Annotated in this window: 5 protein-coding genes and 1 rRNA gene; 2 read left to right on the plus strand and 4 right to left on the minus strand. The window is 36.8% G+C overall.

Annotated elements, in window-relative coordinates:
• Positions 1-3346 precede the first annotated feature (3346 nt).
• Positions 3347-3751, plus strand: coding sequence for a flagellar protein FlgN (locus tag ACFILH_RS00410; RefSeq protein ID WP_273790974.1), 405 nt, complete (start codon positions 3347-3349; stop codon positions 3749-3751).
• 405 nt (positions 3752-4156) lie between these two features.
• Here the strand turns inward: ACFILH_RS00410 and rrf are convergent.
• A 5S ribosomal RNA gene (rrf, locus tag ACFILH_RS00415) occupies positions 4157-4271 on the minus strand.
• Between the two features lie 1326 nt (positions 4272-5597).
• Positions 5598-7742: an autotransporter outer membrane beta-barrel domain-containing protein gene (locus ACFILH_RS00420; protein ID WP_375667197.1), complete on the minus strand. Its 2145-nt coding sequence runs from the start codon at positions 7740-7742 to the stop codon at positions 5598-5600.
• A 223-nt stretch (positions 7743-7965) separates the two neighbouring features.
• Between ACFILH_RS00420 and ACFILH_RS00425 the strand changes: the two genes are divergently transcribed.
• Positions 7966-8424 carry a hypothetical protein gene (locus ACFILH_RS00425; protein WP_375657851.1) on the plus strand — a complete coding sequence of 153 codons (459 nt, stop codon included), beginning with the start codon at positions 7966-7968 and terminating at the stop codon, positions 8422-8424.
• A gap of 291 nt (positions 8425-8715) precedes the next feature.
• On the opposite strand, the gene ACFILH_RS00430 is transcribed toward ACFILH_RS00425, so the two are convergent.
• On the minus strand, positions 8716-10812 hold the full coding sequence (locus tag ACFILH_RS00430; RefSeq protein WP_375667191.1) for an autotransporter outer membrane beta-barrel domain-containing protein: 2097 nt from the start codon (positions 10810-10812) through the stop codon (positions 8716-8718).
• A gap of 147 nt (positions 10813-10959) precedes the next feature.
• On the minus strand, positions 10960-13377 hold the full coding sequence (locus ACFILH_RS00435; RefSeq protein WP_375667192.1) for an autotransporter outer membrane beta-barrel domain-containing protein: 2418 nt from the start codon (positions 13375-13377) through the stop codon (positions 10960-10962).
• Between the last annotated feature and the right edge of the window lie 516 nt (positions 13378-13893).

A 13893-nucleotide genomic window follows, 5' to 3' on the forward strand; every position in this document is an offset into this window, starting at 1 on the left:
TAAGATGTGAGGCAGTTTTGCTAGGACGATTTTGCCGGATTTGTGAGGAATTGAGCGCCTTCCACACCTTTTTATTTTTCCCCTCTCTTTTCTGAGTTTGCAAGGGTTTCCCTTGTTATTTTTTTATCTTGATTGTGTCGTGATATTATCATGTTGAGCGGTGGAGCTCATATAAAAATTTACGTATGAGGTGTTTTTTGTTCTCGAGTGTGTGATGAATATTTTTTTTGAATAACACTTTTATTTATAAAAATAATTTAATTATTTTATACTGAATAAGGATCTCGAATATAGTAAGATTCTCTTATTCCAAATCTGTTCTAGGTTGAATCAATTAAAACCATCTGCTTGCACGTTACAAGCATGGAGAGCCGTGTGGATAAAAACTGTTGAAGAAAGAAGTAAAAATGCCTCTTATGAACGATCTCAAGTGCTAAAGATTGTTTGCAACATTTGGGGTTGGAAAAGTGTGTGATGCTGCTGGTTTATTTTCTCATAAGGGTAAAGATGGTTTTCAATAGATTTATTATAAGCTTCATGAAATATTATCCTTTAAAATTGTGATATGCCCTTGAAGGGGGAGCAAGAGAAACTTACTCAATAAGGAGACAAATTATTTACAGATCGGATCTGGTAGAAAATTTCGTTTTTTAAGGTGGGAATGAAGTTGAGATTCAAGATAGCGTGAAAAGACGGACACTGATGGTTAAAAATGCATACAAAAAGCAGAGTTTACACTCAAATAGTTGCAAGCGATGTTTGAAATTTTGTGTGTGGTTTATCTGTAGAATTAAAATTTTGCTTTGCTCTTATGTGAAATTAAGATGCTTATTTGCGCAAATTACAATAAGCCAAGAGAGTATGCTTAGTATATTTCTATTACGAGAACTAAAATAACAACAAAAGCATTGATGGTGATAATCAAGGTTGAATAAAGCATAGCGGCTTTTACGAGATCAGCCATAAAAACCTCTTTCTGTTCTTTTTGAGGTGATTTTATGAATAACAATATGTTACATATCTGTAATATATGCTGATACAACATATTCGGCAAGCTTATAAATCGTTCTTTTTTTATAAAAGCTTAAGGAGTTGGAGTATTGTGAATCCTAAAAAAGAAAGCTTTAAAAGGACTATTGATTGCTTTTGTAAGTTTTGTGTTGCTGGAAACTTTTTTTTCCTGTTATGCTATAAAGCACTGTCATTTATAACGGTAATATAAGGCATATAAGTTTTCTTGGAACGTTTAAGTATTTTTTAGTGTGCGATGAATATTCGTAGGTTTATTTGTTGAGCCTTTCGTTTAAGTGAATCACAAGAGTGGAAGTCAAGAGAAGATCGTTTGACAAAAATTCGGACTGCGTACAGAGCAGATGGAGTTAAGATCTTGGTCCTTTAAAGTGAGCGGAGGAAGACAAAAATGTTTTTTGATCGTTTATCTCATAGCAAGATTGGTTAATGCTGTTCTAATGGGGCATGTTTTACACAAAAGTAAAGAACGTTCCAAACGAAATATACTTATGTTGTATATTAGTATTGCATATTTATGTACTTGTTTTAAAGAAACATCTCTCAACGCACACGACAGACATTTTACGATGACACTCGTAAATGGTATAACGGTAAATGTGACTAGTATAACAGTAAAGCTCTCGTGAAATAATATAAACTTTGAATAATATAAAAATCTGTAGAATGCTATCATCTTTATACTTATGAAAGAGCAAGTCACAATCATCGTACGCTTGCTTCCAATATTTATTATAGTTCTTGGCATTTGCTAAGGTTCATAAGAGGCATTTTTCTTTCAGCGTATTTTATCAACACATCAGGGCGTTGTTTGTGATGTGCAAGCAAGTGATGTTAATTTATTCAACATGGAATAGATTTGAAATGTGATGATTATGAAAGAGAAGAGCCGCATTTAAAAGGTTAAAAACGAGAGAAAGTTCGTAACAAAAATTGTACCTTGATTATAAAATGATTGTTTCTCTGTTTTTATACTAGTAGCGCATGTAAAGTCGCGATATTAAGAGCAAACTGTTTTATGGAGCGAAATAATCTATAGGAAGATACTGTGGAAATTCTGAAAATATCAATGTGGGGGAGCATGAAGCATTATGCATTGGATAATATTTTGATTTATAATGATAATCTATCGTTATTCAACTTGAATTAGAGCCCTGAATACTGGAATTTTTTTCATTCCAAATTTGTTTCGTGGTGAATTAACCAAAACAATGTCTTTTGCAGTTACAAGCAGGGAGCTCCCATGCGCAGAGAAATTGTACAAGAAAGGCCACGCTTTTATGAACCATCTCAAGTGCCAAGGGTATCAGAACATAAGGGGTTAGAACAATATGTGATGGTGCTGGCTTGCTTCTTTTATTAAGCGTAAAGATGGAAAGTGCTCAATGGATTTTATACATGTCATGGAAGATTTATCATTATACCATTCATGGGCCGCGGCGCGAAATAGGCTTGGGTGCACTTAAGAGATGTTTCTTTAAAACAAGCGCGTGAATATGCGATTGAAGACGTATCGAACTGATTGGCTAAGAAACTCTTGAAAAGGTTCAAAAAATCTTATATAGTCGTTCATTGCAAAGAAAAGCGAATGATAACTTAAAAAAGGAAGATTGATGGCTGTTTAGCTATTTTAAGATGTCTTTTTTTATATTGCTGTATGGCTGATCTGTTCAAAAGAGCATTCTTTTTGTGTTTTATGCGAAATACTGCATGTGTGCGGAAAGAGCATGGGAGAGGGGGTGTCTTTTTGAATGGGTGCAAACTGATCTTGTAGGGTGCCATCTTATGGGACGCCAGAAGGTATACAGGTTTAGGTGCAGAGAGAGCCATACGGTTATGGAGGGTAAAATGCTGCTATCGGTAAAATGCTGAAATTTTTAATGGGCTTACGTTTTTATATGCTGCAAGATAGGCTGCGGGTTTTTGTCGGCAGATAGTTTTTGTGGCCGAAGTTTTCGTGAGAGCATTGTTGTTTTCTGTTGAAGACGTACTGGTGATAAAATAGGCAAAGATAAAATCGGTAAAGCGAAATAGACAGAACAAATATGGAAGTTTCGATATTGTCGTAAGGTTTGAGTTTATAGCGTTTTGATGAATTAGTATAGCCGCAATGATGGTTTTGGAGCAAAGCAAGAAAAATATTTGAAGAGAATGCGTTGAAAGTTGAAGTGGTATACGCTTTGAAGGATTGTCGTGCTGTTGTTTGAGCAATGTTTGCACCACGAGCTTGGTTGAGTGTATCAGCATTGAAGAGAACCTGTTTAATCTCCCTCATTTGAAAGTAAGATTGAACAATAGTGTTGAAGGGGAAGTAAAAATGTCTGTAGTGCAATATGGTGATGATAGTTTTGCAGCAAAAGCAAAAGTTCTTGATAATAATCTTATTGATCGTGATTGGGCGATGACAAAATTTGTTGCTGCTGTTAAAGGATTAGCTCAAGTTGTTGATTATGAAAGCAATATGCTAGAGAGCAGTGGTGTTCCAGATTACGAAGAAATAAATTTGCGTAAAATACGTGGTTTGCGTGATCTTAATAAATCCATGAGTGATGTGAAGCGCTATATGAATCAAGATATTGAGCATGAGGTTGAAAGTTTGTTGTCTGATTTACAAGAAAAATTACAGCGTAATAGTGAATTACTTCAAACACATTTAAATGCAGTTAATGATCTTTCTAGAGCTATACAGCTATCTGGACGTGCAAAAGAAATAGAGGAATGATCAAATCTGCTTAATACGGGCTGTTCTAAGTCATGACAATGATTAGGTAGGGCAGTTGATTTGGATAAATAGTGCGTTTAGTGAGTAGACTTGTTTTAAGTGCATTTGGGTATTTAAATTATTATCCTGTTGTACTGTAAAATGCTGTTCTTAAAACAGTGTCTTTTAAGGTGTAGTGATGTGAACCGCATGCTTTGGGAAACTGGCTGAAAGAGAACTCAGAGAAGGCGGATTATTTACAGAGAATTGTTTGCAGACTAAGTTAATAGGGAGCTTCATTTTTTAGTTTAGGGAGAGGCGATCAAGAGGATATTTAGACCAGCCTGTGATGCCTTAAAAACAGCTTCCTTGGGGCTGTGGTAATGTAAGGTTCATACATTAGAGTCTTTTGCATGCATTTAGCAGATCTGGCAGCGACTTACTCTCCCGTGCCTTAAAGCAAAGTACCATCAGCGTTGGAGCGTTTCACGGCCGAGTTCGGGATGGGATCTGGTGCATTCACTCCGCCATAACCACCAAGTCAGCAAAAAGCATGAATGATGAAGAGTATGTGATGAGTATTGCCTATAAGCCTCATGGAGTATTGTCCTTTGAAGTGTGGTGATATGAAGCGGTTCGTTGTTTAAATCTATATGTTTGAGATAAAAATTAAAGCGGTTTAGTATTTTCTTTCTGCTGTTTTTAGTTTTTGTATGTCAGATTGGAGAGAGCATCCAGATTTGAGTGGATATATTGCGTATATCTTTGTTGGCGTAATATTTGAAATGGGGCGGCAATCTCATTGGGAAAGAATAAAGGGGGAGAAATCAGCTTCCCTCTGTCCTGCCGTCTTTTAATTTAGCTTTATGTCTTTCAAAAGTATCTAAAGCACTATCTGTTAAATAATGAAGATTACGTATTGTTTCACGCTTTTTTTATTGTGTTTTTTACTGGGGGCACGTCCTTTATGCACGACAAAATGCTCAAAATAGAATGGATTTGTTATTCCTAATTCACGGCCTTGTTTTAAAGAGATATCTAAGCTCTCAAGTCTATTTCGTGATGGTGGTTGTGGGGCGCAACGATATCTTTGATGCAACGGCGCTTGTGAATGGTATAATAAAAAGTCCCCATGGAAATAATATAAAATCTATAGGGTACGACCATCTTTATGCTTAATAAAAGAGCAATTTGATATTGTTATATTCTTTGCTTTCTTCCAATGTTGCTACAGCCCTTGGCACTTGAGATAGTTCATTAGAGGCATTTTTAATCCTTTCTTAATAGTTTTTTATCCCTATGGCTCTTCCCCCTTGTCACTTGCAAGAGATATGGTTTTGGTTGATTCAACATGGAACAGGTCTAAAATGAAAGAATCTTACGATATTCTGGATTCTCATTTAACATGCAAAACAATTAATTTTCTTTATAAATCAAATGCTTGTCTTATGATGGAGTTGCTGTAGCATTGAGATTTTAGAGGAAAAACATGCCTTTAAGAATTTATACCAGATACTAAGTCTTTATAGCAGGTATATTAAATGCACATCATCTAAAATAAATAGAGCGTCCACAGCGAAGAAGGGGCTGACTTTTTTTAAAAATATGCATGAATGCTTATTCTGTTGTGCTGTAAAAACATCATCGCTTGAGGTGTGGTGATATAAGACATAAAACTTTATGGGGTATTTTGATGAGAGAATGCTAAGATATTCAGTTTTTTATTCAATATGCAAAAGAAATATTATAAGTCAAAATCTTCTTTGATGTGATAATGATTTTTGAGAATTTAAAAATATATATAAATTTAAATAAAAAAGCAGCACTTTGTGCTGCTTTTTTATTTAAGTTAAAATTAACTTCTGCTTTAGAAACGATAACGTATTCCGCCAGACAAATTGGTGCCAGATACACCGGCTTTTTGCAGTTTTTGCCGATAGCTGATATCGGCGTTTAGTACGATATTTTGAGAAAGATATGCGTTCACCCCCATGCCTCCCTCAACTGAAGAGCCGGTAGGATCAACATGAAAGGTATCAGCAATTTTTATTGTTTTACCATCGCCAAAAGTTCTGATAACATTCATTTTACCATAGAAGGAAACAGCCTTGTTTTCCTCAACAGCCATTATCGTTTTTGTTAAACGTCCACCAAAACGGATCAACCATTGATGTGGATTGCCCATGTCTACTTTTAAGCCATTGGTATCTGAGAAAATATCAAACATGAGATTTTGATAAATGAATTGAGCTTGTGGTTCAAAGACCAGCCCTTTTGTATTGGTTGCTAATTTCTGACCAATGGTTGCAGATATATTAAGCATCTCGGTGCCATCCAATTTTGCGGCATTCCCAACAAGAGCCGTGGTAATATTTCCTTTTAAGGTTCCGTAAGAAAGAAGTGTGTTTACATATATACCATTGCTATGTTGGATGCTGCTGTAAGCGGCAAGAGACCATTTATCAAGAGTTGTCTTTTCAGAATCTTGCATCTCTTTGGGCGTAAAGGCAAGTTTTCCGTATGTTCCTAAGAGACCAAAATGTGTGCTTATGTCTTTGCCTTCCAAGGCGGCTAATATGACACCTATTTGTAAAGCAGTATAGTTTACATCAGCACCATAGCCATAATGTAATGGATCGCGGTTGGAAGATAAGGTGACTTTCTCGCCGTAGGAAGAGAAAAAGATACCATTTTTTTTATTGTCTTTTGCCCCAAATACTGTTGTGCGCATATTGTCTAACAACGTGTTTTGATTGTTTACATCAGTAAATCCAGCAGAAAACAAAGTATTAGATATGGTTAAATAGTTTGCTACCTGTGGTAAAAGGGCTCGAACCTTTTTATCCTTATCAATGTAGGCATTCTGTAAGCGAAAATCCCAGAAATTACTGTTTTTACCAAAAAGATTTTGGCTCTCATGAGATGTTCCAGGTTTATAGCCTGTAAGTACATACTTATAAGGTTGTTTCCCTATTGTCATATAGTTTCCTGTTAACGTGAAGGAATTTTCATTTGCTTGTCCGGAAACTTGAATGATTGAAATCCCATGTGTCCCTAAAGGAAGTGACGCCATGCGTTCTTCCCAAACAGCAGAGCTATCGGTTATTTTTTTATCTGTTTCTTGGAGATTGATGTGAACAACAGTACTCCCTGAGACATCACCATTAATCACAATGCGATCAGTCTGTTGCTCCGTGATAGGAGAATGTTTATTCCATTGAGTATTTACATAAATTTCTGCAACACCTGTTGCACTGTAAACCGCTGCTGTGTGGGTCGTTTCGTCTTCTTGAGAAAGATTAGGTCCTATAAACAGAGTTTGATAATGTCCCTCCATTGGCTTGTCAAACATAATGACGCTGTCTGTAAGGTGCAATTCAGAAAGATTAGAGTATGATTTTTCATCAACATCAAACTGTCTATAGTCATTTAAAATATTATCATTATTTGTGGCATTTTTATTCGCCTTTAAAAGCCATTTCGTCCCCTCTTTTAGATCAAAAACTGTTCTATTATCTTTAGAAGTTCTTACCCGACCTTCTAAAGAAGAGTGGTCTGCAACTAATGTAATAGTGTTTGTGGAGGCACTTTCGTTCTTTATATTTTTTAATAAAATATCGGCATGGACTTCTGAATTTTTAAGGTTGACTTCTCCGTCTACGCCTGTTCCATAAAGGTTGATACCGCTACCATGTTCAACAAAAAGCTTTGTATTCTCTAGAGTTACTTTATCTTTATTAGGAATAGCTTGTTCTTGAACGACATTGTTATTCCTTTCAGCATTGCGTGTATATTGTTTTCTAGGGGTATAGTATTGATTATTGCGGAAAATAATACCGTCTGCTTCATAATTTCCCGTGACATGTACGCTTGAATCCTTAAGTTTGATTGTGCCCCTCATGTTTAGCAAACCAGCTGTTTCTGCTGTTGCAGTAATACCTGTAGCATCAATTTCTCCACCATCTGATACGCTTAGTGCAACAAAACGTGCATCAACTGTTCCCCCTATCATGTTGACTTTTGAATTATTTCCATCTGCATGTACAGCAAAACCATTGTCTTGAATTTTTTTGTTATGTAGCGTTATGGTCTTACCGTTTGTAGCCTCAACTCCAGAGCTTATATCCTCAGTTTGTGCAGGCTTTTCAGGTTGTTTTGTTGGTGATATTGGTTTTTCAAGCTCTGATTTTGCAGATACCTTTTGTGTTGAGGCAGATTGCACGGGCGCTGGTTTTATGAATTTTGGCGGTACCGGTAATGCTGATTGTCCAGTTTCTACTTTTAAAGATATTGGCTGTGCGAGTTCTGGTTCTTTAGGCGTTGGCGATAGCTCTGTTGTTAGTCTTGTAGCTTCCGTGCTTGTAGGTTCTGACTGTGAGGATACAGCAGAATTTTCGGGCGTTTTTTTTCTGGAAGAGTTTGTAGAAGAGGATGGCGCCCCTGAACGTCTTCTAGATTTTGCTTCCATTCCTGTCGTTGAAGCTGTTCCTATCGCTGGAGATTGTGTAATAGTGTCTTGTGTGGCTGTAGGGGTAGATTGTACATCTTCTGTATTTCCTTCAAGTTGCGTTTTGGGAGGTAGAGTGCTCGTGGAAGTAGGCGTTGTAGATTCACTCCCTGTAGGAGAAGAGCTTCTGGTCGTTCTTGTAGACCTAGATGTTGAAGGTGGATACGAAGATGATGCATTTGAATAGGGATTAGAAGGTCTGGATGCACCTATTTGATGAGTGGGTTGCAGAGAAGAGAGAGCTATCGTAGGTTGTGTATTCGTATCATGAAGAGCATTAGACAAGCTGGTGGAAGAACAAAACAGAACTCCAGAAACTGTGTATAGTAAAAAACTTTTTTTCATATGGATGTATTCCTAAATGTTTCCCCTCTCTTAATAGAAGATAAAACCTTGGCCTCATTATGTTTATTTTGTAAGAGACAAAACGAAACATAATGAGAGCACGTTATATTTCAAGATAGGAATATAAGTATTTTTAAAAGTGATAGCGCATTCCAGCGGAAATATTTATTGCAGAGATGCCATCTTTTTTGAGTTTATGTTGATAGCTGAGATCACTATGAAGCTCGATATTTTGCGATAAGTGCGCCTGAATACCAAAACCACCTTCGATTAAAGATTCCATAGCAGCAAACGGAAAGTTTTCACTAAAAGTGTTGATCATGTTCAGTTTGCCGTAGAAGGAAAGGGCATGGCCTTTGTTTTGTGTCAAACGTCCACCAATACGGATCAACCATTGATGAGGTTTGCTTATGTCTATTTTAGAGTTATCGCCATCTGATTTAGAGTTATCGTCATCTGAGAAAGAGCTCCTATCTGATAAAGAACCAAGCATGAGACGTTGATACACAAGTTGTGCTTGCGGTTCTAGGATTACACCTTCCAAACTGGTTGACAGTTTTTGACCAATAGTTGCAGCGGCTCCTAATGTTTTACTATTCTTCACTTTTGAGGTATGTTTGATGAGAGCTGTGGCGTTATTTTCTTTGAAAATTCCATAAGAGAGAAATGCACTTGCATAGATGCCACTGTCATGCTGAATATTTCCATATGCGGTGAGTGACCATTTATCAAACATATTTTTTTGAAAGCTCTCCTTGTTTTTAGGAGTAAAAGATAATTTTCCGTATGTTCCGAAAAGGCCAAAGTTGCTGCTGATATTTTTATCTTTTAGCGCTATTAATGTTGCTCCTGCTTGCAATGCAGCATAGCGAATATCTGCTTGGACACCATCTTGTTCTGCTTGAACCTTGGAAGAAAACGTGCTCTTATTGCCATAAGAGGATAAGAAAACGCTTCTTTCTGGATGATCTTTGGGTTCAAACATTGTTATTTGCATATTGTCTAACAAGATATTTTGATTGTTGACATCACTAAACCCAACAGCAAACATCGCGATAGGCATGACTAAAGAGCTTTCTTCTTGTGGTGTAAGAATTGTTCTTTTTGCTGTCCCTTCAAGAGAAGTAGAAGTTGCAGTTGCTTTATCATCATCTGTAAGTTTAAAGGTGCTCTCTGTAGCCGCGGTAGCGGTATTTCCAACTTTTGGGAGCAAATTCATATGCGCTTTTTCGGATGGAAGAGTCGTTTTCGATTCCGAGGAAGTGGTGTTTGTTTGGGGATCAATATCAGATTGCGAATTTTCATTTATTTTAGGCTGTCTCATTCCATGATCTGTTCTTGTGAATGAATTGTCCTTTGAATTATCCTTGTGTTGGGCAGCAACATGAGCGGGTGGTAATTTATCACTAGAGCGTCTTTGTCTTGTACTGGAGACAATAAGAGGTTGTCTATTCTCTTCAGATGAAGGAGAGGTTATATCTCCTTTTCTCTCCACGTTGGTTATTTCATTATTGTTCAAAGCTTCTAATACCGCTTTGCGTAAAGTGTTGGAAAGTTCCTTGTTGTGTTCTTGTAAAGCACTATCTATTTGTACTGCTTTATGTAATATTTCTGCTTTATTTTGCAGTTCAAACCAATTATGATTGTCTTGGCTCACCCATTGTTGGCGCGCGGTATTAACACGCTGTTGATTATCAGCATCAAGAATTTTTTCTGCTTGCACGGCATCGGAAACTACTTTGTCGTAGCCACGTAATAAATTTTCTCTTGTTTTTAATCGGTTCTGACGTAATTGTTCAAGGTATGCTATGGCTTTCATCATATGTTGCATATCCAGATGGTGTTTGTTTGCCATGGCTTGGGCACGTATATTATCCACTTCGTGGTTCACCACGTTCATATGTGCATCAGAACCGTAACGACTTTCACCTGCAAAAGAGTTGTTAATCGTATCTCTTACACGATCCATATGATTTTCAAGTGCTTGGTTGAAGTGCGAATTATCTTCCATCATGGCGCCAGAGGCTATCTTCTCAAGATTTTTTTCTGCTTGTGTTGGTGTGTTTATTGAATCAATGGCATGGCGATATTGTTCAGGTAATTTCATGATCCCTTCAAGAGCATGGCGTTCCTGGTGGCTTAGACCAGAGTCGGTGCTGGTAGATGTGAAATTAAAAGAAGAAAAAAATAAAGCACAAGCGGCTGTACATAACAAAATATTCTTATGCATAGAGATGTTCCTTAAGATATTTTCTTTGTTTTGCTAAAAATGAACCACTTTTTGACACATTGCGTTTTTTTGTAATGTAGCAAAATATAAGCAGCACTGTTTTTCATCTCAGCGCTGCTTACGCGTCAAAATAGAGAGCTAAGATTTCTAAAAGCGATAACGCATTCCACCGGAAAAATTAATTCCAGAGAACCCAGCTTTTTGAAGTTTATGTTGGTAATTAACGTCAGCATGAAGTGCGATATTTTTAGAAAGCTGCGCGTTAATGCCAAGCCCACCTTCAAGGGACGAGCCCATAGAATCGAGATGGAAAGATTCCATAACATCGATAGTGCGCTTCTCACCAAAAGCTTTGATGACATTCAATTTACCATAAAAAGAAAGAACACGATCTTTTTCAATAGGAAGCATTGTTTTTGTTAAACGCCCTCCAATACGGACCAACCATTGATGAGGGGGCTTTATATTAACTTGGAAGCCATCAATATCTGAAAGAGTGCCAAAGGCAATATGTTGATAAATAAGTTGTGCTTGTGGTTCAAATGACACTCCTTCAACACCAGTTGCTAGTTTTTGCCCAACGGTAGCTGATATATTTAATGTATCCGTATTGTTTAATTCTGTGGTGTTGCCGATAAGGGCTGTTGTAATATGTCCGTTTAAAATGCCGTAAGAGAAAAGTGCATTAACATAGAGACCACTGTCATGGTGGAGGTTCCCATAGGCCGTAAAGGACCATTTATCCAGTATGCTTTTGTCAGAACCTTCCATATCCTTTGGCGCAAAAGCGAGCTTTCCATATGTGCCTAAAAGACCAAGATTCGCGGTCATATTTTGATTTTCTAACGTTGCTAATGTCATGCCTGCTTGTATAGCAGCATAGTGAACATTAGCACCATAACCATATTCCAATGGACTACGGCTGGAAGATAACGTCATCTTGTTGCCATAAGTCGATAAAAATATCCCTTTCTGTTTATGACCTTCTAATCCGAAAACTGTTGAGTGCATATTATCTAACAGTGTATTTTGATTGTTTATATCAGCCAAGCCAGAGGAGAATATTGCATTATGCATAACCAAATAGCTTGCCATTTGAGGAACAAGAGCTTTGATCTTTCCTTCATCATCGAGAGTAGCACTTTGCAAGCGGAAATCCCAGAAATTCTCATTTTCTTCCAAGGGAGCTTGTCCGTTGTTTTCTTTTCCAAGAGATGATGCATTGGTATTTTGCGCATCTTGCTTTTTTGATTCTTGTGGTATTGCGCTTAAATGACTTTGTGCCCTATCAGCTTTCCCACGGCTGGATGTTGGTCCATAGCCATTGAGTATGTATTTATAGGGTAATCCATCCATTGTGGTGTAGCCATTTGCCAGCGTGAAGGCGGTTTCTTCTGCTTTTCCAGACACTTGAACAAGTGAGAGACCACGCGCATTCAAAGGAATTGAATCTTCTTCATCATCGAATGGTTCTGCATGCTTTGAAAGATTATTGAAATAGATCGTTGTGGTGCCTGAGACATCACCATGAACAAGAACACGGTCAGTTTTTTGTTGTTCTTTTGTAAGACCATTACTCCATTCGGTATTAAAGTAAATCCTTGCGTTGCCCAATGCATTGTAAACCGTTGTTGCATCGGAGCTTCTGTTTTGCTCTGCTTTTTGTGGATGTCTTCCTACATGCAAGGTTTGATAATGATTGTCTGCTAATTTATGCGGCGCATTAAATATGATAGAGCTATTATTAAGGTTTAGGACTGAAACGATTGATTGTGCTCGTTGCTTAAGATCAAGGAGCTTGTAATCAAATAGACTAAAACTATCTTCCAATTCAAATAGACTAATTTTTAAATGCCACTTGCTGTTATTGTTTAGGGTGAAAACCGTTGTATTTTGAGGAAACGTTTTGGCTCTTCCTTCCATAATCGAATTATCAGCGTCTAATGTAAAAGTAGTAGGTTGAATCTTGAAGAAGGGTAAAACGTCATTCTTTAATAACATATCAGAACGAATTTCTGAGTTTTTAAGGTACACTGCATTAGCAACAGCTTTGGAATAATAAGGTCCGAAAATACCTACACCGTCGTTTACAAGAAGTTTTGTATTATTAAGGATTGCTTTGTTTACAACTTCTTCTCCTTCTTTTATTGTAGAGCTTGCAATATAACCAAAGTTGATACCATAGGCTTTGCCGTGGCCTATGACGTTTAATGTTGAATCTTCAATATGGATTGTGCCGTTTGTGAGTGACAAACCATGCTCTTTTGCCTCTCCCACAATTCCTTTGGCATTAATTTGACCACCTGATGTTGCAGAAAGCAAAGTAAAGCCTGAGTGCATTACTGAGTTTGTAATGGCAATATGACCTTTCTTAGCAACCACGGCATCATACTTACCACGAACAAAAACATTATGAAGGCTCTTCTCTTCTCCATTAGCTACTTGGACCGTAGGAATTTCAAGAGGTTGTTTATTTGCATAAGTTGGAGCAAAATGAGAAAAAATGAAAGTTCCAGCAATTGTACATAACAAAAAATTTTTCTTATAAATATATTTCTTATACATAGATATGCCTTTAGTATTTGGTATGCTTTGATGCTTACTTCATTCCCCTGATGGCGCAAGTACCCGATCAGTTTTTTATATCATTACGTTTTTATTGTAAATAACAAAACGAATTATATTTATGGTGTTCTCTATGATTTAAAGTTTTTTAAAGAAAAGCGTTTTTCATGGTCATAAAAAGTCGGGAAAAATGGACTTCATAAAATCGAGCTTGATAAGTATTTTTGTTTTAAAGTGCTAAAAATCAAAATATTTTGTATTTTTTATCGATATACAATAATTTTTATTGAATCCATTCGATTTTTATAAATCAAAAAGGCAGCTCTCTAAAGACTTCAACAGTCATTAAGAGATAAAGAGTTTTATTGCATTTGGTTTGAATGAAATTAATCCTTTCAAGAAAGCTGTATAGAAAGAACCATCATTGATGCCTCTTTCCGAAAGATTGAAAAAAGCAGCACATTCGTACTGCTTTTTTATTAAAAATGAATAGACTATAAATTGTTTTTTGCTTTT

The organism is Bartonella sp. CL435QHHD, assembly GCF_042195095.1.
GTDB lineage: Bacteria > Pseudomonadota > Alphaproteobacteria > Rhizobiales > Rhizobiaceae > Bartonella.